Annotated in this window: 22 protein-coding genes; 16 read left to right on the forward strand and 6 right to left on the reverse strand. The window is 33.5% G+C overall.

Annotated features, from left to right (window positions below):
* Window positions 1-67 precede the first annotated feature (67 nt).
* Window positions 68-1282: an RsmB/NOP family class I SAM-dependent RNA methyltransferase gene (locus tag IQ05_RS10170; RefSeq protein ID WP_144892614.1), complete on the forward strand. Its 1215-nt coding sequence runs from the start codon at window positions 68-70 to the stop codon at window positions 1280-1282.
* A gap of 66 nt (window positions 1283-1348) precedes the next feature.
* On the opposite strand, the gene IQ05_RS10175 is transcribed toward IQ05_RS10170, so the two are convergent.
* Entirely contained in the window at window positions 1349-2389 is a 1041-nt protein-coding gene (locus IQ05_RS10175) for an RluA family pseudouridine synthase (RefSeq protein ID WP_144892616.1), read from the reverse strand.
* The gene (locus tag IQ05_RS10180; RefSeq protein WP_144892618.1) at window positions 2379-3002 is read right to left on the reverse strand and encodes a PASTA domain-containing protein; all 624 of its coding nucleotides are present in this window, start codon (window positions 3000-3002) and stop codon (window positions 2379-2381) included. The genes IQ05_RS10175 and IQ05_RS10180 overlap by 11 nt, the downstream gene beginning before the upstream one ends.
* A 241-nt stretch (window positions 3003-3243) precedes the next feature.
* Here IQ05_RS10180 and IQ05_RS10185 point away from each other — a divergent pair, with 241 nt between their 5' ends.
* The 4 genes from IQ05_RS10185 to IQ05_RS10200 all read left to right on the forward strand — a co-directional run bounded on the left by IQ05_RS10185 (window position 3244) and on the right by IQ05_RS10200 (window position 6096).
* Window positions 3244-4218, forward strand: coding sequence for a D-alanine--D-alanine ligase (locus IQ05_RS10185; protein ID WP_144892620.1), 975 nt, complete (start codon window positions 3244-3246; stop codon window positions 4216-4218).
* 9 nt (window positions 4219-4227) lie between these two features.
* Window positions 4228-4920: a DUF421 domain-containing protein gene (locus tag IQ05_RS10190; RefSeq protein WP_144892622.1), complete on the forward strand. Its 693-nt coding sequence runs from the start codon at window positions 4228-4230 to the stop codon at window positions 4918-4920.
* Between the two features lie 44 nt (window positions 4921-4964).
* Window positions 4965-5420 carry a pantetheine-phosphate adenylyltransferase gene (gene coaD / locus IQ05_RS10195; protein WP_144892624.1) on the forward strand — a complete coding sequence of 152 codons (456 nt, stop codon included), beginning with the start codon at window positions 4965-4967 and terminating at the stop codon, window positions 5418-5420.
* Window positions 5421-5517: 97 nt separating this feature from the next.
* Window positions 5518-6096 carry a PhnA domain-containing protein gene (locus IQ05_RS10200; RefSeq protein WP_144892626.1) on the forward strand — a complete coding sequence of 193 codons (579 nt, stop codon included), beginning with the start codon at window positions 5518-5520 and terminating at the stop codon, window positions 6094-6096.
* Window positions 6097-6238: 142 nt separating this feature from the next.
* Here IQ05_RS10200 and IQ05_RS10205 read toward each other — a convergent pair whose 3' ends face one another.
* Window positions 6239-7585 carry a DEAD/DEAH box helicase gene (locus IQ05_RS10205; RefSeq protein ID WP_144892628.1) on the reverse strand — a complete coding sequence of 449 codons (1347 nt, stop codon included), beginning with the start codon at window positions 7583-7585 and terminating at the stop codon, window positions 6239-6241.
* A 154-nt stretch (window positions 7586-7739) separates the two neighbouring features.
* Between IQ05_RS10205 and IQ05_RS10210 the strand changes: the two genes are divergently transcribed.
* Window positions 7740-9470 carry a M14 family metallopeptidase gene (locus tag IQ05_RS10210; RefSeq protein WP_144892631.1) on the forward strand — a complete coding sequence of 577 codons (1731 nt, stop codon included), beginning with the start codon at window positions 7740-7742 and terminating at the stop codon, window positions 9468-9470.
* A 145-nt stretch (window positions 9471-9615) separates the two neighbouring features.
* Here the strand turns inward: IQ05_RS10210 and IQ05_RS10215 are convergent, their stop codons facing one another.
* Window positions 9616-10218 carry an NUDIX hydrolase gene (locus tag IQ05_RS10215; RefSeq protein WP_144892633.1) on the reverse strand — a complete coding sequence of 201 codons (603 nt, stop codon included), beginning with the start codon at window positions 10216-10218 and terminating at the stop codon, window positions 9616-9618.
* Window positions 10219-10225: 7 nt separating this feature from the next.
* Here IQ05_RS10215 and pyrE point away from each other — a divergent pair, with 7 nt between their 5' ends.
* Window positions 10226-10873: an orotate phosphoribosyltransferase gene (pyrE, locus tag IQ05_RS10220; RefSeq protein WP_086453767.1), complete on the forward strand. Its 648-nt coding sequence runs from the start codon at window positions 10226-10228 to the stop codon at window positions 10871-10873.
* Window positions 10874-10895: 22 nt separating this feature from the next.
* A complete protein-coding gene (locus IQ05_RS10225) occupies window positions 10896-11288 on the forward strand; it encodes an SRPBCC family protein (RefSeq protein ID WP_144892635.1) in 393 nt (130 codons plus the stop codon).
* 56 nt (window positions 11289-11344) lie between these two features.
* On the opposite strand, the gene IQ05_RS10230 is transcribed toward IQ05_RS10225, so the two are convergent.
* Window positions 11345-12073 (reverse strand): biotin--[acetyl-CoA-carboxylase] ligase, encoded by a 729-nt coding sequence (locus IQ05_RS10230; RefSeq protein ID WP_144892640.1) that lies wholly within the window; start codon window positions 12071-12073, stop codon window positions 11345-11347.
* Window positions 12074-12168: 95 nt separating this feature from the next.
* Here IQ05_RS10230 and rsfS point away from each other — a divergent pair, with 95 nt between their 5' ends.
* The 7 genes from rsfS to IQ05_RS10265 all read left to right on the forward strand — a co-directional run bounded on the left by rsfS (window position 12169) and on the right by IQ05_RS10265 (window position 17787).
* The gene (rsfS, locus tag IQ05_RS10235; RefSeq protein ID WP_086453765.1) at window positions 12169-12540 is read left to right on the forward strand and encodes a ribosome silencing factor; all 372 of its coding nucleotides are present in this window, start codon (window positions 12169-12171) and stop codon (window positions 12538-12540) included.
* Between the two features lie 18 nt (window positions 12541-12558).
* A complete protein-coding gene (gene ftsH / locus IQ05_RS10240) occupies window positions 12559-14484 on the forward strand; it encodes an ATP-dependent zinc metalloprotease FtsH (RefSeq protein WP_144892642.1) in 1926 nt (641 codons plus the stop codon).
* Between the two features lie 115 nt (window positions 14485-14599).
* On the forward strand, window positions 14600-15202 hold the full coding sequence (locus IQ05_RS10245) for an LUD domain-containing protein (protein WP_144892644.1): 603 nt from the start codon (window positions 14600-14602) through the stop codon (window positions 15200-15202).
* A 1-nt stretch (window position 15203) separates the two neighbouring features.
* Complete coding sequence (locus IQ05_RS10250; protein WP_144892646.1) at window positions 15204-16094, forward strand: phosphatidate cytidylyltransferase; 891 nt, start codon at window positions 15204-15206, stop codon at window positions 16092-16094.
* Entirely contained in the window at window positions 16084-16737 is a 654-nt protein-coding gene (locus IQ05_RS10255; RefSeq protein WP_144892648.1) for a phosphatidylserine decarboxylase family protein, read from the forward strand. The genes IQ05_RS10250 and IQ05_RS10255 overlap by 11 nt, the downstream gene beginning before the upstream one ends.
* Complete coding sequence (locus IQ05_RS10260; protein WP_144892650.1) at window positions 16737-17006, forward strand: acyl-CoA-binding protein; 270 nt, start codon at window positions 16737-16739, stop codon at window positions 17004-17006. The genes IQ05_RS10255 and IQ05_RS10260 overlap by 1 nt, the downstream gene beginning before the upstream one ends.
* 7 nt (window positions 17007-17013) lie before the next feature.
* Window positions 17014-17787: a superoxide dismutase gene (locus IQ05_RS10265; RefSeq protein ID WP_144892652.1), complete on the forward strand. Its 774-nt coding sequence runs from the start codon at window positions 17014-17016 to the stop codon at window positions 17785-17787.
* Window positions 17788-17840: 53 nt separating this feature from the next.
* Here IQ05_RS10265 and IQ05_RS10270 read toward each other — a convergent pair whose 3' ends face one another.
* Entirely contained in the window at window positions 17841-19709 is a 1869-nt protein-coding gene (locus IQ05_RS10270; protein ID WP_144892654.1) for an alpha-amylase family protein, read from the reverse strand.
* A 274-nt stretch (window positions 19710-19983) separates the two neighbouring features.
* Between IQ05_RS10270 and IQ05_RS10275 the strand changes: the two genes are divergently transcribed.
* On the forward strand, window positions 19984-21615 hold the full coding sequence (locus IQ05_RS10275; RefSeq protein ID WP_144892656.1) for an OstA-like protein: 1632 nt from the start codon (window positions 19984-19986) through the stop codon (window positions 21613-21615).
* Window positions 21616-21660: the final 45 nt, after the last annotated feature.

Raw genomic sequence — 21660 nt, forward strand, 5'->3', positions numbered from 1 at the left:
CAACATTCAGTACTAAAATTTAACATTCAAATCAATTAATAGTACCTTTGCACCTCAATTATTTAAAATGAGATTACACAGAAATTTAGTTTACACAACAATAGATGCTTTAAACGCTATTTTTAATGAAGGCGAATACGCCGATAAAGTAGTAGCAAGATCCTTAAAAAAAGACAAACGTTGGGGAAGTTCAGACAGGAAGTTTGTAGCCGAAACCATTTATGAAATTGTGCGTTGGAAACGATTATACTCTGAAATAGCAGAGGTTAAAGAGCCGTACGATAGAGATAATTTATGGAGAATGTTCTCTGTATGGGCCGTTTTAAGAGGCTACCCAATCCCTGATTGGCGCCAGCTTGAAGGTACTCCTGAACGAAAAATAAAAGGTCGTTTTGATGAATTATCAAAAGTAAGAGCTTTAAAAGAATCTATACCAGACTGGATGGATGAGCTGGGTGTAAGTGAACTTGGAGAAAAAGTTTGGTCTAAAGAAATCACTGCTCAAAACCAACCTGCAAAAGTAATCCTTAGAGTAAACACATTAAAAACAACGCGAGAAGCTTTGCGTGCTATTTTGATGGATTTAAACATTGAAACAGATACTCTTAAAGAGCAACCAGATGCACTTGTTTTAAAAGAAAGAGCCAACGTGTTTTTGACAGATGCTTTTAAACAAGGATTTTTTGAGGTACAAGATGCAAATTCTCAACTAGTTGCAGCATTTTTGGATGTAAAACCAGGAATGAGAGTAGTTGATACATGTGCAGGTGCGGGTGGAAAAACACTTCACATTGCCTCTTTGATGGAAAATAAAGGACAATTAATTGCAATGGATTTATATGAAAGTAAATTAAAGCAATTAAAAATTAGAGCTAAAAGAGATGGTGCTTTTAATATTGAGTACCGCATTATCGACTCCACTAAAATTATAAAAAAATTACACGAGAGAGCTGACAGAGTTTTAATTGATGCTCCTTGTAGCGGTTTAGGAGTTTTAAAAAGAAATCCTGATGCTAAATGGAAATTGAAACCGGAGTTCATTGATAACATTCGTAAAGTACAATCTGAAGTTTTAGAAAGTTATTCCAAAATTGTAAAACCAGGAGGGAAATTAGTTTATGCGACTTGCTCTATTTTACCTTCTGAAAACCAAGATCAAGTGAAACGTTTTTTAACTACCGAAATTGGAAAACAGTTTACTTTTGTTAAAGATCATAAAATCCTAGCGTCAGAGTCAGGGTTTGATGGCTTTTACATGGCGCTTCTAGAACGTAAAGAATAATATTAAAAGCTTATAGCACAAAAAAAACTCCAATTTCTAAATTAGAAATTGGAGTTTTTTTTTTTATTAATTCTCTTCGTCTGTAAAGTGTGATTTAGAGTAACCTCGCCATTTTTCTATACAATCTTGAAAATCTTGAGGCAACTCAGTATCAAAACGCATCATTTCACCAGTTGTAGGATGTATGAATCCGAGTGTTTTTGCGTGAAGTGCTTGCCTTGGTAACGCTTTAAAACAGTTGTCAATAAACTGTTTGTATTTTGTAAATGTAGTTCCTTTCAAGATCAAGTGACCTCCATAACGCTCATCATTAAATAAAGGATGCCCAATGTGTTTCATATGGGCCCGAATTTGATGTGTTCGTCCAGTTTCTAGCTGACATGATATTAAAGTTACATACCCAAAACGTTCTAAAACTTTATAATGTGTCACAGCTGGTTTCCCTATTTCAGGATCTGCAAAAACAGCCATTTGCATTCGATCTTTCAAATGTCTAGCTAAATTTCCTTCTATCGTGCCGCTATCATCAGCCACATTACCCCAAACAAGAGCAACATATTCTCTTTCTGATGTTTTTGCTTCAAATTGCTTGGCAAGATGCGTCATGGCAGCCTCAGTCTTTGCAATGACTAACAAGCCTGATGTGTCTTTATCTATTCGGTGAACTAGTCCAGGACGTTCACTACTATTCATAGGCAAATTATCAAAATGATGGGCTAATGCATGAACTAAGGTTCCAGTATAATTCCCATGACCAGGATGCACTACCATTCCAGGTAATTTATTAATCAATAATAAGGTATCATCTTCATAAACAATATCAAGCGGAATATCCTCTGGAATAATATGATTTTCATAAGGAGGATGCGAAAGCATAACCCGCACTATATCATGCGCTTTAACTTTATAATTTGACTTAACCGTGGCATCATTTACAAAAATATTACCTTCACTGGCTGCTGTTTGAATTTTATTTCGGGTTGCATTTTGTATTAAACCCATCAAGTATTTGTCAATCCTTAAAGAGGCTTGACCTTTTGGAACTTCAAACCTAAAATGTTCAAATAATTCGTCTTCTAAATCTATTGTATCTATATTATTGTTCATCAACTGGTATTTCTTCTATTGGTGCCGCAAGGGTATCTGCTGCGCTTTCTTCTTCTTCAAAACTCATTTTTCCATCTCCCAAGACCAAGTCAATTTTGGACGATTTAAGCACTCTATCACCTGGTTTTAAATTTCTTCCTTTATAACGCATCTCCAGCACCATATCTTTCCCTAAGTTTGGCACATAAGTAACACTCCCTTCATCAAGTCCAAGTGCTTTTAAAGTAGGAACAGCTTCACGATACGTTTTATTAACTAAATCTGGAATTCGTACAGATGAATATCCTGAGGTATTAATTTTTATATATATTTTTCTACCTACTTTCACCTTAGTACCTGGTGTAGGATCTTGTTCCACAACACTAAACTGAGGAAAATCACTTCTATAATCAACACTGTCTAAGAGTTCATAGTCTAGATCAAGCTCATCGAGTTTTTCTTCTACTTGTTCCTCGGTTAATTTTCTTAAATCTGGAACCGAAATTTCATTACCGTGATCTGTGGTAAATGTAAGCCAGTGCATGAATAAATACACTAAAGCAACAAGAATCCCAAGTGCTAAAATTACTTGAACTACAAAAACACGACTGGTAAGATACTTACGTAAACTCATAAAATAATTTTTAATTGTGGCAAAGATAAAGCTATTTCGTTTCAAAAAAAATGATAATTTTGTTTAATCGTTTTTAGGAATTATACGCGCTATTTTTTTGGAGCTTATTCCCGCTATCCGCTTGTATCTTTGCTTTTTTAAAGAAAAAAAACAAAGGATACCGCTGCTATCGGGGCTAAAACAAATCATAAGCTGTCTTACCTTTTTTAAACAAAAAACACATCACTTAAAACTGAATAAAATGAAAAATATTGCCATCATCATGGGCGGGTATTCAAGCGAATATAAAATATCACTCATCAGCGGAAACGTTGTCTATCAATACCTTGACAAGACAAAATACAATGGCTTTCGCATCCATATTTTTAAAGAAAAATGGGTTTACGTTGACGCAAATGATGCTGAATTTCCAATAGATAAGAATGATTTTTCAGTAACTGTTGCAGGTAACAAGATTACTTTCGATTGTGTTTTCAATGCCATTCACGGTACACCCGGGGAAGATGGATTAATGCAGGCCTACTTTGAACTATTGCACATCCCGCAAACTTCTTGCGATTATTACCAAGCCGCATTAACGTTCAACAAACGCGATTTACTGTCGGTTTTAAAACCATACGGTATAAAAACCGCTACTTCTTACTATTTAAACAAAGGAGATATTATCAATACCGCTGAAATTGTTGCTAAAGTTGGTTTGCCTTGCTTTGTAAAACCCAATAAAGCGGGTTCTAGCTTCGGAATTTCAAAAGTAAAAACTGCTGCCGAATTGCCTATCGCGATTGAAGTTGCTTACAAAGAAGACAACGAAATAATAATAGAAAGTTTTCTTGACGGAACTGAGGTTTCTGTAGGTGTTATCAATTATAAAGGAACAGTGACCGTTTTACCGATAACCGAAATCGTTTCAGAAAATGATTTTTTTGATTATGAAGCCAAATATTTAGGAAAGTCTCAAGAAATCACACCAGCAAGAATCTCAGATGAAATGACGCAAAAAGTAAGTGATATAGCCAAACGCGCTTACGAAGTACTCAAAATGAAAGGTTTCTCCAGAAGCGAATTTATTATTGTAAATGAAGAACCACACATGCTTGAAATGAATACTATTCCAGGTTTAACCACCGAAAGTTTAATTCCGCAACAAGCCAAAGCTGCAGGAATTTCATTGGAAGATTTGTTTACTAATGCGATAGAATTAGCTTTAAATAACTAACTTTCCATTATGACAGAAATCTTTGAATGGAACCGATTATTATACAATAATCTACCAGAATCCTTTCTTTTAGAGGTCATTTTCCGTTCTACCATAATGTTTTCCGTTTTGCTATTGACATTAAAAATAGCTGGTAAACGGGGTGTGAAACAATTATCCGTATTTGAAACGGTAATCATTATTGCCTTAGGATCAGCAGCGGGAGATCCTATGTTTTATGAAGAAGTTGGTATCATTCCACCCATAACCGTATTTCTGGTTATTATCCTTTTGTACCGATTAGTAACTTCGCTCACCGGAAAAAGTAAACGCTTTGAAGAGTTTATAGAAGGAAAAACCGAATGTATCATCAGCGAAGGGAAATTCTCAATCGCTACTTTCAAAAAAGAGAGCCTGGCACAAGATGAATTCTTTTCGGAACTTCGATTGAAATCAATAGAGCATTTAGGACAGGTTAAGAATGCATTTATGGAAACAAGTGGAGAGATTAGTGTTTTCTATTACGAAGACCACGAAGTCCAGCCAGGATTACCAATTTTGCCTTTTTTATTCAAATTAAAAAGTAAAAAAATCCCAATAGAAGGTATGTATTCCTGTACGTTTTGCGGCAACACAGAAAGTCATAAACCAGGTAATGCCCTATGCAGTATTTGCACAAAGTCTGAATGGGTTGAGGCCATACAAACAATCCGAAAAACCTAGTTCAACCCAAAGAAAATCATTTTGATTTAATTATAACTTTTACAATGAGAAAAGCCATATTCCCGGGTTCATTTGACCCAATAACTTTAGGACATGAAGACATCATCAAAAGAAGCTTACCCTTATTTGATGAAATAGTTATTGCGATTGGTGTCAATGCCGAAAAAAAATACATGTTCTCTCTAGAAGAAAGAAAAAGATTTATTGAGGAGACTTTTAAGGATGAAACTAAAGTTTCAGTCATTACCTATGAAGGGTTAACCACTGATCTTTGTAAAAAATTAAAAGCAGATTTCATCCTTCGTGGTTTACGAAATCCAGCCGATTTTGAATTTGAAAAAGCTATTGCGCACACCAATCGTAGGTTATCAAAAATAGAAACGGTGTTTTTATTGACCGCAGCAAAAACGTCGTATATCAGTTCCAGTATAGTAAGAGATGTGATTCGCAACAACGGGCAATATGAAATGTTAGTTCCAGATGCGGTTAGGATAAAATAATACTTCTGATATCGATATAATTCGTTAAAAAGTCACAAAAACAAGTGTTCTAAAAGTAGAAATACATAATTTTCCATAAAAATAAAAGCCATCAAACATGAGTATAGAAAGAGAATTAAGCAAACGCAGCGGGTCAAAATGTGAACTATGCGGTTCAACTGAGAACCTAAAAGTATATCAAGTTTTACCTACCAAAAAAGGCGGACTTGACGAAAGTATTATGGCTTGTACGACGTGCATTGACCAAATTGAAAATCCAGATAACGTAGATTTAAATCACTGGAGATGTTTAAATGATAGCATGTGGAGTGAACATACTGCCGTACAAGTTGTCGCATGGAGAATGTTAAGTCGTATGCGCAATGCGGGATGGCCTCAGGAATTATTAGACCAAATGTATCTTGATGAAGAAGTTTTAGCTTGGGCGCAAGCTACAGGCGAAGGCGAGGAAGACGAAAACAAAATCATACACCGCGATAGTAATGGAGTAATACTAGAAACAGGAGACTCGGTTGTATTAATCAAAGATTTAAAAGTAAAAGGCTCTAGCATGGTTGCAAAGCAAGGAACTGCTGTACGTAACATTAGACTGGATCATGAAAATGCCGAATATATTGAGGGAAAGGTAGATGGTCAAACCATTGTAATTATCACTCAGTATGTAAAGAAAACATAGTTTTTAGTAATCAGTTTGCAGAAAAAAGAGAACAGAAAAAAATATACATTAAACTAAAAATCGTTAACAGTAAAACAAAATTTACTCTTAACGATTTTTTTTACTGAAAACTGAGACTGAGACTGATACCGAAACTTCGAGGCTACTCCTCCTCTTTCTTGATCACCTTTCGAGCAACTTCAATTTTATATTTTTTACCCTTCATTTTTTCATCCTTGATGGCGTGCAATAAATCTTTTACTTTGTTGAATTTTACTGCTGCAAATGAAATAAAATCTTTGACTTCGATAAGACCTAAATCCCCTTTTTCTAATTTTCCTTTCTGAGAAAAGAAGCCTACGATATCTATTTTATTCAATTTATTTTTCTTCCCACCACTGATGTATATAGTTTGAAATTCAGGCGGTTTTGGTAAACTAACAGTATTCTCCACTTTTAATTCCGTCATGGAGTAATCAATATAATCTAGCTTTTTCTCGCTTTCATTGAAAATAATGTATGCGGTACCTGAGTTTTGCATCCTCGCAGTACGTCCGTTTCTATGTGTAAACTCATCTTCTTTAGATGGTAAATGATAGTGAATAACATGCTTCATCTCTGGAATATCAAGTCCACGAGCAGCAAGATCAGTGGTTATTAAATAAGTCATACTGCCATTTCTAAACTGTATAAGCGCACGCTCCCGCTCCTCTTGATCCATGCCGCCATGGTAATACGTAGCATAAATGCCTTTTGCATTCAAAGTATCACTAATACGTTCTGCAGCGTCTCTATGATTACAAAATACGATTGCAGCCTGTGACTTCAAAGAACAAATTAAATTAAATAAACTACCCATTTTATCCTTGTCTTTAGAAACAACCATTCGCATAGAAAGATTGGTTTCTACAACATGCTCAGGAATAAAATCTAAAATAGTAGGATTAAGTACACGTGTATATTTAGGTATTTCAATATCTGAAGTAGCCGAAACCAACACTCGTTTATTCAATTTGGTTAATTTCCCAATGATAAATGACATTTGCTCATGAAAACCAAGCTGTAATGATTTATCAAATTCATCTAAAATTAAGGTTTGAATTTTATCAACCCTAAAAGTTCCTCTATCAATATGATCTGCAATTCTACCTGGAGTTCCTATCAAAACAGCTGGTGGATTGCTTAAGTTTTTAATTTCAGTATCTATGGAGTGCCCACCGTAGCATACATTTACTTTATAATCAGTACCCATTTTTTTCCAAACTTGTTCTATTTGGAGTCCCAACTCACGTGAGGGAACTAAAATTAAACATTGCACCGAAAGTATTTCGGGCTGTAGTATTTCAAATATTGGTAGTAAAAAAGCGAGTGTTTTCCCTGAACCTGTAGGAGACAGTAATAAAATATTATTGTCATTCAGGATAGCATCTTGTGCTACTTCTTGCATTTCATTTAGGCTTTCTATACCTAAATTCAAAAGTATATTGTTGGAGTGGTGCTTCGTATTCATTTTATTCGTTTGTGCAAAGGTAATTTTAAATTGCGACTAATGAATTTTGTCGTTTAAAATTTCGATAATTTCATACATCTGCCCTATTATTAAATATTCCTTTTAAAGATTCTATAAAAAAAGCTAAATTTGAAGCTCTTATATTTACGTAACCATGAAATATTTACACTACTTTTTTCTTTTATGTACCATTTGTTCTTTGGCACAAAATCAAAATAAATACGATACTTTTTTTGAAAAAGGCAACGGAAATCAATCGGCATCCTACCCAGAAACTATTGCGTATTACAAATTATTAGCAAAAGATTTCCCAACCATCAACATGCAAGAAATGGGGTTAACAGATAGCGGAGAACCGCTGCATATGGTTGTTTTTAATCCTGAAAAGCAATTTGATTTTGGAGAAATCCAAAAAAACAAAGCCGTAATCTTGATTAATAACGGTATTCATGCCGGTGAACCAGACGGAATTGATGCTAGTATGCAACTATTTAGAGATTTAGCTTTGGGTAAAATAAAAGCACCCAAAAATACGGTAATTGTTTGTATACCTGTTTATAATATTGGAGGAGCTTTGAATAGAAATTCGACCTCAAGAGCCAATCAAGACGGACCCGAAGTGTATGGTTTTCGTGGAAACGCACGCAACTACGATTTAAATAGAGATTACATCAAATCAGATACCCGAAATACAAAAAGTTTTGTGGACATTTTTCATAAAATAAATGCTGATGTTTTTATTGACAACCATGTTAGTAATGGCTCGGATTACCAGTATAAGCTCACTTATATCATGACTCAACACAATAAATTAGGAACTGTCTTAGGCGATTTTTTAAATGCTAAAATGATGCCGTCAATTGTAGCTGATTTACAAAAAAAGAAAATTGAAACCACACCCTATGTAAACGCTTTTCAAGACACTCCTGATAAGGGATTTGCACAGTTTTTTGAAAGTCCAAGATATGCTACTGGATACACTTCCTTGTTTAATACACTCGGCTTTGTTGTAGAAACACACATGCTAAAAAAATATGCTGATCGTGTAAAAGTTACCTATGAATACATGAAATCAACGATTGATTACACCGATGAAAATTACAAAACCATCAAAGAACTCAGGTTAAAAAACGAAAACCAATATGCTCCAAAGAAAAAATACACCTTAAAATGGGAAATTGACACCACTAAAACCGAATCATTCTTTTTTAGAGGTTTTGAGGCTAGCTATAAAAAAAGTGATGTCACTACAGGAAATCGACTTTATTACGATCAAAAAAAGCCATTTCAAAAAAACATTCCATATAACAAAGAATACAAATCTGTAAAAGAAATTGTAATTCCTCAGGCTTATATCGTCCCAAAAGGTTTTTGGCCTGTAATTGACTTATTAAAAAGCAATACCATATCCTATTCACAACTTAAAAACGATACTATTATTGAAGTAGAAAGTTATAAAATAGCTGATTTTAAAACTAGCAGCTCAGCCTACGAAGGACATTATCTACATCGAAATACAACCGTAAACGCTACAATTGAGAAGAGGGCTTTCGCCAAAGGTGATTATTTGATACCTACGCAACAAAAAGGTATTAAATATATCTTAGAAACATTAGAGCCGGAGGCAGTGGATTCTTTTTTCAATTGGAACTTCTTTGATACACTACTCCAACAAAAAGAAGGCTATTCTGATTATGTTTTTGAAGATACTGCAACTCAAATTTTTAAAGAAAACCCATCTTTGAAAGCAGAATTTGAAACAAAAAAACAAAACGACGAAGCCTTTTTAAAAAATCCGGAAGAGCAACTAGAGTGGATATACAAACATTCGGTTTACTATGAAAAGGCACATTTACAATATCCTGTTTATCGTGTTTTAAAATAAAAAAAGTTCCAGTTGAATTATATATAAAACACGAATTTCACGCATTTACACTAATTATTTAGTGGAAATTCGTGAAATTCGTGTTTAATTTAATACGTCAGTATAAAACTGCTCAATCACCTTTATATGTTTTCGAAAAATAGGACTATTTCAGTAGCTTCTCTTCTTCAAACAATAATTTTATATTTTCATAGGAATTTTTCAATGCCTCTTTTATTTGTTCTGCATTCATCCAAGCTACTTTTTCAATTCCCTCTTCTAATTGTCCTTGAGGAGTTCCTTCAAAATCAGATTGCATTTCAAACCAGTGTGTCACTTTAAGCTTATACTTGCCATTTCTTTTAAAGACATGATACGTTTTTTGTAATTTGTGAGAAATTGACAACCCATTTACACCTGTTTCCTCTTCTACTTCACGCATTGCGGTATCCTCAATATCCTCCCCTTTTTCAATTCCGCCCTTAGGTAAATCCCATTTTCCATTTCTAAAAATAAATAAAACCTCTCCCTTTTTATTATAAACCAGTCCGCCACCAGCTTTACATACTGGAATTTTGGCCTTCAAAGTCTTCATAATCAAGGTTTCATCTGGATGATATAAATAGGCTTTATTTATTTTATTTTGAAAAATTTTCACTATAAGCTGTTCAATATCAATACTTTCTAAGAGGAACAATTGAAAATCTGTTTCCTTTGAAATATGATTTGTCAAAAAAAGTGGTTTGTCGTTAACAAAAACTTTATACATTTGTGGTATGATTTTTAATAAAGATACAGCCGAAAAAACAGCCGAATTTCTATTGCAAATAAATGCAATTAAATTGAATCCAAGAAATCCTTTTACATGGGCTTCTGGATGGCAATCCCCAATTTATTGTGACAACCGTTTAATCCTTTCATTTCCAGCAGTTAGAAATTACGTTCGCGATGAATTTTCTAAAAATATTGAGAAACAATTTGGAAAACCTGATGTAATTGCAGGAGTTGCTACAGGAGCAATAGGCATAGGAATGCTTGTAGCAGAAAGTATGGGTCTACCATTTGTATACGTAAGACCTGAACCAAAAAAACATGGCAGACAAAATCAAGTAGAGGGATTTTTACAAAAAGGTCAAAATGTTGTTGTAGTTGAAGACTTAATTAGTACAGGAAACAGCAGTTTACAAGCTGTTGAAGCCTTGAAAGAAGCTGGAGCCAATGTAAAAGGAATGGCAGCTATATTTACCTATGGTTTTAACGTGGCCGAAGAAAATTTCAAAAACGCAAATGTTGATTTGTTCACCTTAAGTAACTATCAAAATCTTTTAAATTTGGCTGTAGCCAAAAGATATATTACTGAAGAAGAAGAACAAACTTTAAGAGAATGGAACGTATCTCCATCAACTTGGAATACAAATGTTTAACTAAAAATTAACAACCCAAAATATGAACTTAGAAAGCCCAAAAGTTACAGTAGAAAAATCTGATCTTGAAATGTTTAATTTATTAAGTGACGTCAAGAATTTTGAAAAGTTAATGCCAGACAATATTGCTAAATTTGAAGTAATTAGCGAAGATGCTTTCATTTTTGGACTAAAAGGAATGCCAGAAATTAAATTAAAAATGAAAGAAAAAATAGCACCGAACAAAGTTGTTTTGGGTGCTGCTAGTGACAAACTTCCATTTACACTTGTTGCAAATATTGAGTCTATATCAGAGGCTAGCAGTAGTGTAAAGCTTGATTTTGAAGGCGATTTTAACCCAATGATGGCAATGATGATTAAAGGCCCAATAGGAAAGTTCATTGAAACACTAGCTACAAATATGAATAAACTATAATTTTTTATTCTCCAATCATAAAAAGTCTTTGAGCAATAGCTTAAAGACTTTTTTTTTTAATATAGCATTTGAATTTCTTTAATATCAAATTCTTGTATAGTGTCATCTTCCAATAAAACTTTAAGTTTTCCTGTACTTGACACCCCTTGAATAATTCCCATAAAAGCCGATCCATTTGGTAAACTAAAAGCAGTAGGAACCTCTTTTTTAAACAAATATTGAGTGTATAATTTAGTATGTAAGGAATTGGAATCTGGCCAATTATTTGTTTTTTCTTTCATCTCACTAACAATTTCCTGAATTAGTATTGAAATGTTAAATGATGTTGCACTCACACATGCAAGAGAGGAAGCTTTGGGTAAATTTTCAAAGTTAGTTTGGTTCACATTCAAGCCTAAACCTACAATTGAAAAAATAGAACCATCACTTTTTATACTATTTTCAATCAAGATGCCACCTATTTTTTTATTATCTGACATTATGTCGTTAGGCCATTTAATACTTAGTTTAGGGATTTGATACTTTTCTAAAACAGATATTACAGCCAACGAAACAGCGATATTCAAATTAAAAATAGAATCTATATTGTAAAGAATATTTTTAATCAAAACACTCATTATTAGATTCTTACTTTTTTCAGAAGTCCACACAGCGCCCATTTGACCTTTCCCTTTTGATTGACTTTCAGCAGTAACTACAGTAAAATTTTCTAAGTCTTGTTTACTCGCAAGTCCTTTCAGGAAGTCGTTTGTTGAATCTATGGCATCGAGTTTGATTAGTTTCATATGTAGTTTTTTGTGAAACAGAATTTAATATTGTGTTAAGGTTCAAAAATAATCACAAAAAATGGTAACTTTACAAACTTATATAAAAATAATTCATGGCGAAAAAGACTATAAACAATGATATCCTTCTGGCAAATATCATTAAAGGAATAGAAGAAGTAAAAGGAAATGATATTACCATCCTCGATTTAAGAGAAATTGATACTGCAGTATGTGACTATTTTGTAATCTCAAATGGAAATTCAAACACCCAAGTTAATGCAATTGTAAATTCAATTCAAAAAACAGTATCTAAAGAATTAAAAGACAAACCTTGGCATGTAGAGGGTACTGATAATGCAGAATGGGTATTGATGGACTATGTAAATATCGTAGTTCATGTATTTCAAAAACACATTCGAGAATATTACAACATCGAAAGTTTATGGGGCGATGCTAAAATAACAACCATAGAAAACAAATACTAAAGACACATATCCGTAGTAATGGCTAAAGAAAATAATCCAAACCCGAATAAGTTTAAAGTAAGCCCGTGGCTTGTTTACACTTCAGTAATTTTAATTCTTTTGTTCATCAGCATAACTTTCCAAGGAAATGGGCTAAATGAGCCGGGACAATTGACTGCTTCAAAATTCAACGAATACTTACAAAAAGGACAAATTGAAAAAGTTATTGTTTATAATAAAACCGAAGCAGAAGTTTTCTTGAATGCCAATGCCATCAAGGAAGTAGCTCATAAAAAAGTATCTAAAGATGTTTTTGATAGAGAAAATAAAGGTCCTCATTATACATTTGACATTGGTAACGATCAAATTTTTCAAAACAAGTTAGAAAAAGCAGTTGCTGAGGGAAAATTAAAAGATTTTAGTTTTTTACCAAAAAACAATTGGTCTGATATATTAATCAGTTTACTTCCTATCATCATAATTATCGCGGTATGGATATTTATTATGCGCAAAATGTCTGGTGGCGGTGCTGGCGGTGGTGGACAAATTTTTAACATTGGAAAATCAAAAGCCAAACTTTTTGATGAAAAAACGGATATCAAAACTACATTTAAAGATGTAGCGGGTCTTGAAGGTGCAAAAGAAGAAATACAAGAAATTGTAGAATTTCTTAAAAACCCTGAAAAATACACTAATTTGGGTGGTAAAATACCAAAAGGCGCCTTACTTGTAGGACCTCCAGGAACAGGAAAAACATTATTAGCCAAAGCTGTTGCCGGTGAAGCTCAAGTACCATTTTTCTCTTTATCAGGATCTGATTTTGTGGAAATGTTTGTTGGTGTAGGTGCATCACGTGTAAGAGACTTATTTAAACAAGCTAAAGAAAAATCACCTGCCATCATTTTTATTGACGAGATTGATGCTGTAGGTAGAGCAAGAGGCAAAAGTAACATGTCAGGAGGTAACGACGAGCGTGAAAATACGTTGAACCAATTATTGACAGAAATGGATGGTTTTGGTACCAACTCAAATGTTATTGTTCTTGCTGCAACAAACAGAGCTGACGTACTGGATAAAGCTTTAATGCGTGCTGGTCGTTTTGATAGACAAATTTTTGTTGACTTACCAGACATTCGTGAAAGAGCCGAAATATTTAAAGTTCATTTAGCTCCTTTGAAAAAAATTGAAGGTCTTGATACTGACTTTTTAGCTAAACAAACTCCAGGTTTTTCAGGTGCAGATATTGCAAATGTATGTAACGAAGCGGCTTTAATAGCAGCAAGAAATAACAAATCTGCAGTAGATAAACAAGATTTCTTAGATGCTGTCGATAGAATTGTTGGTGGTTTAGAAAAGAAAAACAAAATTGTTACACCTGAAGAGAAAAAAGCAATTGCAATACACGAAGCGGGTCACGCAACTGTTAGCTGGATGCTAGAGCACGCTGCTCCATTAATAAAAGTAACAATAGTACCTAGAGGTCAAAGTTTAGGTGCAGCATGGTATTTACCAGAGGAAAGACTAATTGTACGTCCAGACCAAATGCTTGATGAAATGTGTGCTACAATGGGTGGTAGAGCTGCTGAAAAAGTAACATTTGATAGAATCTCTACTGGAGCATTAAGTGACTTAGAGAAAGTAACCAAACAAGCTCGCGCTATGGTTACCGTTTATGGTTTGAATGACAAAATAGGTAACGTTACCTATTATGATTCAACAGGACAAAGTGAGTATAACTTCTCAAAACCATACTCTGAAGAGACTGCAAAAGTTATTGATGAGGAGATCTCGTTATTAATTGAAAGCCAATACCAAAGAGCGATTCAAATTCTAGAAGACAACAAAGACAAGCTAAATCAACTTGCCAACATCTTAATAGAGAAAGAAGTAATATTTAAAGATGATCTTGAGGCAATTTTTGGCAAAAGAACATTTGACAAAAATCTTGAAGAAGTAGTATCGTAAATAATACATAATATCAATTATTTTTAAAATCTTAATTCAAAAACAATTTTTGAATTAAGATTTTTTTATCTTTGAACGGTTTTTATACCTTTAATTATTGTTTTCAAAAATAAATATGAGTCTTTTTAGAAAAATTTTTGGTTCAAGTCATCCGGCTGCTGAAGAGCAAAAAGAAAGTGAATTTAGTACTTACTATAAGGAACCAACTGTGTCTATAGACGAGCAATTTATTTTTAATTTCAAAAAAAACGGTGGTAAATTTTTATACTGTGAAAACAACTTAGAAATTACGGAGCAGTTTGAAAACATACTTGAAGAAAACGACTGGTTTGAAAGTGAAGTTCTTTGTTACGATTCCGAACTTTTTAAGTTACTTGATGATAATAAACTTACTTATGACAAACCTGAAAATCCTAAATTTTTGCTGTCTAGTTGTGAAAGTTTGATTGCCGAAGAGGGTTCTATCTTGTTTTCATCCAAACAAATCAAACAACACAAACCAAACGATCTTCCTACAAACATGATTATTATGGCTAAAGCCAGCCAAATCATGGGAACCAAAAGCGATGGTTTAAGTGCCATTAAGAAAAAATACGAAAGAGATTATCCAACTAATATTTCAACTATAAAGTATTTCGAAAAAGCCAAAGAAGAGGACTTCACTCAATATGGAAGTTCCGCAAAGAATCTGTATTTATTGCTTTTAGAAGATCTTTAAGATGAATGAAACTCTAAAACGAGGAATATCCGGAGTAGTTTACATAGTTTTACTACTTACATCTATATTATATTCGACTGAAACTTTTTTTATACTTTTTGGTATATTTTTGCTCATTGCCATATATGAATTTTGTAATCTGGTACAAATTCATAAAGTGTTTCCAATCATTTTTGGTTTTTCATTGTACTCTACAGTGGCACTTGTGAGCCATTATAATCAAGAAACTGTTTCTTTTTTAAAGACTAATTTTGACTTAGATATAGACTTAAACATCAATATTCAGCAATTAAATATTGTTCTACTGGTCATTGCTCTTGTTGTAACTTTAAAATGTATTCTTTTTTTATTTTATGATTCTATCCAAAAAATTAATACTTCGTCAAAATATCTATATCTATTAGGTTACATAATCCTTCCTTTTGTATTTATTACTAAAATCTCTTTTGGAGTTATTGATTATAATCCTAAAATTATCATTGGCCTATTTATACTCATTTGGACTAACGATACCTTTGCGTACATTGTTGGGAAATCCATTGGAAAAACAAAATTACTAGAAAAAATATCTCCTAAAAAAACAGTTGAAGGTTTTCTAGGTGGACTTCTCTTTGCGGTTGTTGCAGGATATTTAATATCAAAATATTACATCAAAGCCAAACCCGAGTTTAGTGATCGTTCCATACTAATTTGGACTTCAATAGCAGTTATTGTGGGGGTTGCAGGCACAATTGGGGATTTAATTGAATCTAAATTCAAGCGCATTGCAAACGTAAAAGACAGCGGAAACATCATGCCGGGTCATGGAGGTATACTAGATCGACTAGATAGTGTTATATTTGTAGCACCATTAATATTTTTATTCTATCAAATTTTAAATTATGTTTCATAAAGAAGGAACCCAATCTATTTTACTAGGCACCATTTTTACTGCGGTTGTCCTTTTATTGTCTGACAATTTAATTGAGACCAACTGGCTCAAAATGGCTGTTCAAATACTAGCTCTTTTGCTGTTGATCATCATTTTACAATTTTTTAGAAATCCTAAAAGAACTGTTATCATTAATGAGAATCATATAATTGCACCTGTTGATGGTAAAGTTGTCGTTATAGAAGAGGTATATGAAGGAGAATATTTTAAAGACAAAAGACTTCAAGTATCTATTTTCATGTCGCCAATAAATGTTCACGTTACTCGATATGCCTTAAGCGGTATTGTAAAGTTTAGTAAATACCATCCTGGTAAATTTCTTGTTGCTTGGCACCCTAAGGCAAGTGAAGAAAATGAAAGAACAACAATTGTTGTAGAAAACAGTACTTTTGGTGGCGTTTTGTACCGTCAAATTGCTGGCGCACTGGCACGTAGAATTGTAAATTATGCAGTAGAAGGAACTCAAGTAACTCAAGGTACCGATGCTGGATTTATAAAATTTGGATCAAGAGTTGATATATTTTTACCTTTGGGAACTCCTATTAATGTGGAATTGAACCAAAAGGCTATTGGAGGAAAAACTATTATTGCAACCAAGGCATAATGACCAAAAAGGATTTAGATACTTTATTCCTAGAAGCTGTAGCTAAGGCAGCCGATATGACGCAAGCATCCTTACCACAGGATGTACAATTGCGGTTGTACGCTTTTTACAAACAAGCTACTTATGGCACTGTTGATTTAAGACAAAATTCATCGTTTCACTTGAGAGATGCATTTAAAACAAACGCTTGGATGCAAATAAGTCATTTATCTCCTGATGAAGCCAAACAATATTATATTGAAATCATTGACTCACTAATAAAATCATAATTTACCCATGAAAAAAGCATTTTATGTGTTGCCATTAGTTTGTGCAACAGTTTTTATAGTATCCTGTAATGAGAAAAAATTAATTGAAGTTGTTGAAGTCCCTTTGCCTTCTGCTACAGAGCAAAAAACAGTTATGGGATCACCTGATAATGTAAAAGCTGATGAAGGTTCTTTTCAATTAGAAAAACTGCCGTATGCTTATGATGCGCTAGCTCCGAGCATATCAGCTACTACAATGGAGTTGCATTACTCTAAACATTATCTAAATTACACAAACAATCTAAACAGCTCCATAAAAGGAACACCTCTTGAAAATTTAACTATCGAAGAAGTGCTTGCAAAACTGGATCCTAATGATGCAGGGCTACGTAACAATGCTGGAGGATATTACAACCACAGTTTGTTTTGGAAATGTATGGGAGCAAAAGCTGGCGGTGAACCAAAAAACACTTTAGCTAGTGCAATGATAACTGATTTTGGATCTTACGGTAATTTTATGTCTCTTTTTAAAGATGAAGCTACAAAACATTTTGGATCAGGTTGGGTTTGGCTTATAGTAGATAAAACGGGTAAATTACAAGTTACAACAACTACAAATCAAGACAATCCTTTGATGCGAAATGCCATTGTTCCAGGAACACCAATTCTTGCACTTGACTTATGGGAACATGCCTATTATATGGATTATCAATACCGAAGAAAAAACTATGTTGATAATTTTTTTAATATTATCAACTGGAATAAAATTGAAGAAAATTATACGGCTGTAGCCATTAAATAGTTCTCGTAAAAAGAAAAAAAGCTGCTAAAAATTTTAGCAGCTTTTTTTTATCCTTACAGTTGTAATATGAAAGATTCTAATGGATTTATCTTTATTTGCAAGGTTCCTTCTCTTTGAAAAACGTTTAGTTTTGAAGTATACATCTGATACAATTGATCTTTTACAGTATATGAACCATCTATTAATTGCCACTTTTTAATAAGGTCTTTTGGGATATTAAGTTCAAAAGTACTTGTGGTCACTGATGAAAAATTAGTAACAACAATTAATTTTTGCTCTATAGACCAACGGGCAAATGAAAAAATACTTTCGTCATAACCTTTTGTAAATTGACGATTTTGAGTATGCAACTCCTGATATTCACCCATCAATGCAGGACTATTCAATGAAAAGTTAAGAAGTCTTTTATAAAAATCTCGTAACTCTTTTTCGTTTGCTGTTAATAACGCTCCATCAAATTTGCCATTATTCATCCAGCGCTGGTGATTTGGCACACCAACATAATCAAAAATTGATGTTCTGGAATGTGTTCCAAATCCAGCATTCTCGTTGCCAGCTTCACCAACTTCTTGACCAAAATAAACCATAGTAGGAGCTGAACTTATTGTTGTTGAAACTACCATCAATGGTTTTCCTTTGTCAGCTGATCCGGCAAATTCTGGACTTGCTAAGCGCTGCTCATCATGATTGTCCAGAAAATGAAGCATGTGGTTTTCAATGTCTTTTAAACCATTCTGGATTTCTACAAGACTATTTGGTGTACCTTGACCTTTCACGATGGCTTTCAAGGCGTCATACGTCTCCACTTTGTCATACAAATAATCCATTTTACCAAGATGAATGTAATTTCTATACTCTTTTGGGTTGTAAACTTCGGCTAATAGAAAAGCTTCTGGATTTTTCATTTTTATGGCTGAATTCATATAACTCCAAAATTCATAAGGTACCATTTCGGCCATATCAAATCGGAAACCATCTACCCCTTTTGCTGTCCAATACAAAGCTATGTCTTTGAATTTCAACCACGAATTGGGTACATTTTTATTTTTCCAAAATTCAAAATGTTCCTGAACTGTTTTTTTGTCATATCTTGCTGGAAGTTCTGGAAAATCTTTGGACCCATCCGGACGAATACCATAATTTACTTTTACGGTCTCGTACCAATCATTTTTATCTGGTTTTGCCTTTCGGGAGCCATTTCCAGTCCATTTTGCTGGATTTTCTTCAAATTTTCCATCAATTAACGGATGAACTTCTCCGTTTAATGGTGCATTAGTATCAGGAACTTCAAATTTAGTATTTGGAATATAATAAAAGTTGTTATCTCTTTTATATTCAACAGTAGTATCATCATCAGCGCCAAAATCCCGAACCCCTTCTGGATTGTTTTTACCCTCGTACTTGCGGGCTATGTGATTTGGTACAATATCAATAATCACTTTTAATCCCGCTTGATGCGTTCTATTAATAAGGGCTTCAAATTCTTGCAATCGGTTTTCAGGATTTACTGCTAAATCTGGGTTAACATTGTAATAATCTTTTACAGCATAAGGCGATCCTGCTCTACCTTTCACAACTTCTGGGTCATCATTAGAAATTCCGATAGCGGTATAATCCCGAATTAAAGCATGATGCGGCACTCCTGTGTACCAAATATGACTTACGCCCAAATCCTTTATTTCTTGCAAGGCTGTTGTTGTAAAATCGTTGAACTTCCCTACTCCATTTTCTTCAATAGTTCCCCAAGGTTTGTTGGTGGTATTTTTATTTCCAAATAATCGCGTAAAAACTTGATACACGACTTCTTTTTTACGTGCAACAGGTTCTTTTTGAGTTGTATTCATTTTTAAATCAGTTGTTTTGCAGGCTATTGCCAATAATCCCATGCCTACACCCGCAACAATAGTTCTTTTTTTCATCATAGTTATCATTAATGCTGATATCAATAGGTCTTACACCAAATGGACATCAGATTTTAAATTTAATATTTTTTATACTAGATGAAGTGAAAAACAATTAAAATTATACCATTCTAAGTGCTAGTGAACAAACTACAACGAAAGAGTAGTTTTATTTGTTGATAACTTTTAGCAGCTAAACCTATCCTTTAAAGTCCGTTTTTGACAAATTATAAATAAATCCTAATATGGATTAGGATTGTTTCCTTTTTCATAAATTTGACAAAAATTAGATCCATTGAAAAAAACACTTTTTTTCCTTACTCAACTAGCAATTTTATTGATTTCGCAGTTTGTTTTGGCGCAAGCCTCAAAAGTTATAGTTATAGAAAATGTCGATTTTGAAGAAGTTAATGACATAGAAGTTCCAGACGCGGTTTTATTGATGGGAAACGTTCGAGCAAGTCACGACGGTATTGTACTTACCTGTAACAAAGCTTATTATTTTAAAAAAGAAAAATACATCAAAGCTTTTGGAAATGTACAAATGGTACAAGGAGATACTTTGTTTTTGAATAGTAAATATGCCGAGTATAATGCAAATGTTAAAAAAGCATATGCTTCTGGTGACGCAATTATGAGTTCGCCAGACGCAACCTTAGTAACAGATGTAATCAACTTTGACCGAAATATTCAGGAAGCGTATTACGATACACCGGGAACTATTACCAATAAAGACAATACACTTAAGAGTAATTCAGGTAGGTATTATGTAAAAGAAAAGAAGTTTCGATTTTTGACATCGGTCACGATTACCAATCCTACGTATGTGATCAAATCGAATCATTTGGATTATTTTAGTAATTCAGGACATTCGTATCTTTTAGGACCCTCAACAATTACCAGTAAAGCCAATTACATTTACACCGAAAAAGGATTTTATGACACCAAAAAGAACCTAGCACACTTTCTAAACAAATCTTATATCAAATATGACGATAGAGTGATTAAGGGTGACAGTTTGTATTATGATAGAAATAGAGAATTTGCATCGGCGACTCGAAATGTAAAAATAACAGATTCTATAAACCGCGGTATTGTCAAAGGACATTATGCCGAAGTGTTTAAAAAACAAGATTCTATGTATGTTACTAAAAGAGCCGTAGCAGTAAATTTTGTCGAAAATGACTCGGTTTATATTCACGGAAAAAAACTAATGGTCACTGGAAAAGAAGGAAACAGAATCATAAGAGCCTTTAATAACGTCCGATTTTTCAAAAAGGATATGAGTGGAAAATGTGATTCGATACATTCTAGTACCAAAATGGGACTTACAAAAATGATAGGAAATCCAATACTTTGGAACGCAGAAAACCAAATTACAGGCGACATTATGCATTTGATAGGAGATAAAACTACTCAAAAATTAGACTCTCTTAAAGTACTCGAAAATACTTTTATTCTCTCAAAAGACACCTTGGGAACAGGATACAATCAAGTCAAGGGACAAAATCTATATGGGAAATTTCTAGAAGGAAAATTACATGATGTTGATATTATCAAAAACGCAGAAGTCATTTACTACATGCGTAATGAAGCACAAGAATTAATAGGTATTAACAAAAATAAAAGCAGTAAAATAAATTTAGTATTGGCTGATAATGAGATCGAAAACATTACTTTTTTTCAAGATGTAGATGGTGATATTTTCCCGGAAGACGAACTACCCGAAAATGCTAGAAAACTACGAGGCTTAGTATGGCGAGGCGATGAACGTATAAAATCAAAGGACGATATTTTTCCTCCCGAAGAAAATGAAGACAATGAAAAAATTGCCAAAGCCACTAAATCAGCTCAAGGCAAAGGGAATATTCCCATGAAAATTAGGAAAGAAACGCTGAATTACGATAAAAAGAAAGCAAAGAAGTAGTCTAAAGTTTACAGTCACAGTTTACAGTCACAGTGAACAGTATCA

Origin of the sequence: Flavobacterium tiangeerense (assembly GCF_007830355.1) — a bacterium.
GTDB lineage: Bacteria > Bacteroidota > Bacteroidia > Flavobacteriales > Flavobacteriaceae > Flavobacterium > Flavobacterium tiangeerense.

Bases quoted from the DNA above. Each gene is read 5' to 3' on its own strand.
- IQ05_RS10175 (WP_144892616.1), bottom strand. From the start codon at position 2,389: ATGAACAATAATATAGATACAATAGATTTAGAAGACGAATTATTTGAA.
- IQ05_RS10265 (WP_144892652.1), top strand. From the start codon at position 17,014: ATGAAAAAAGCATTTTATGTGTTGCCATTAGTTTGTGCAACAGTTTTT.
- IQ05_RS10185 (WP_144892620.1), top strand. From the start codon at position 3,244: ATGAAAAATATTGCCATCATCATGGGCGGGTATTCAAGCGAATATAAA.
- coaD (WP_144892624.1), top strand. From the start codon at position 4,965: ATGAGAAAAGCCATATTCCCGGGTTCATTTGACCCAATAACTTTAGGA.
- IQ05_RS10260 (WP_144892650.1), top strand. From the start codon at position 16,737: ATGACCAAAAAGGATTTAGATACTTTATTCCTAGAAGCTGTAGCTAAG.
- IQ05_RS10210 (WP_144892631.1), top strand. From the start codon at position 7,740: ATGAAATATTTACACTACTTTTTTCTTTTATGTACCATTTGTTCTTTG.
- ftsH (WP_144892642.1), top strand. From the start codon at position 12,559: ATGGCTAAAGAAAATAATCCAAACCCGAATAAGTTTAAAGTAAGCCCG.
- IQ05_RS10230 (WP_144892640.1), bottom strand. From the start codon at position 12,073: ATGAAACTAATCAAACTCGATGCCATAGATTCAACAAACGACTTCCTG.
- IQ05_RS10270 (WP_144892654.1), bottom strand. From the start codon at position 19,709: ATGATGAAAAAAAGAACTATTGTTGCGGGTGTAGGCATGGGATTATTG.
- IQ05_RS10255 (WP_144892648.1), top strand. From the start codon at position 16,084: ATGTTTCATAAAGAAGGAACCCAATCTATTTTACTAGGCACCATTTTT.
- IQ05_RS10250 (WP_144892646.1), top strand. From the start codon at position 15,204: ATGAATGAAACTCTAAAACGAGGAATATCCGGAGTAGTTTACATAGTT.
- IQ05_RS10180 (WP_144892618.1), bottom strand. From the start codon at position 3,002: ATGAGTTTACGTAAGTATCTTACCAGTCGTGTTTTTGTAGTTCAAGTA.
- IQ05_RS10170 (WP_144892614.1), top strand. From the start codon at position 68: ATGAGATTACACAGAAATTTAGTTTACACAACAATAGATGCTTTAAAC.
- rsfS (WP_086453765.1), top strand. From the start codon at position 12,169: ATGGCGAAAAAGACTATAAACAATGATATCCTTCTGGCAAATATCATT.
- IQ05_RS10225 (WP_144892635.1), top strand. From the start codon at position 10,896: ATGAACTTAGAAAGCCCAAAAGTTACAGTAGAAAAATCTGATCTTGAA.
- IQ05_RS10245 (WP_144892644.1), top strand. From the start codon at position 14,600: ATGAGTCTTTTTAGAAAAATTTTTGGTTCAAGTCATCCGGCTGCTGAA.
- IQ05_RS10215 (WP_144892633.1), bottom strand. From the start codon at position 10,218: ATGTATAAAGTTTTTGTTAACGACAAACCACTTTTTTTGACAAATCAT.
- IQ05_RS10190 (WP_144892622.1), top strand. From the start codon at position 4,228: ATGACAGAAATCTTTGAATGGAACCGATTATTATACAATAATCTACCA.
- IQ05_RS10200 (WP_144892626.1), top strand. From the start codon at position 5,518: ATGAGTATAGAAAGAGAATTAAGCAAACGCAGCGGGTCAAAATGTGAA.
- pyrE (WP_086453767.1), top strand. From the start codon at position 10,226: ATGATTTTTAATAAAGATACAGCCGAAAAAACAGCCGAATTTCTATTG.
- IQ05_RS10205 (WP_144892628.1), bottom strand. From the start codon at position 7,585: ATGAATACGAAGCACCACTCCAACAATATACTTTTGAATTTAGGTATA.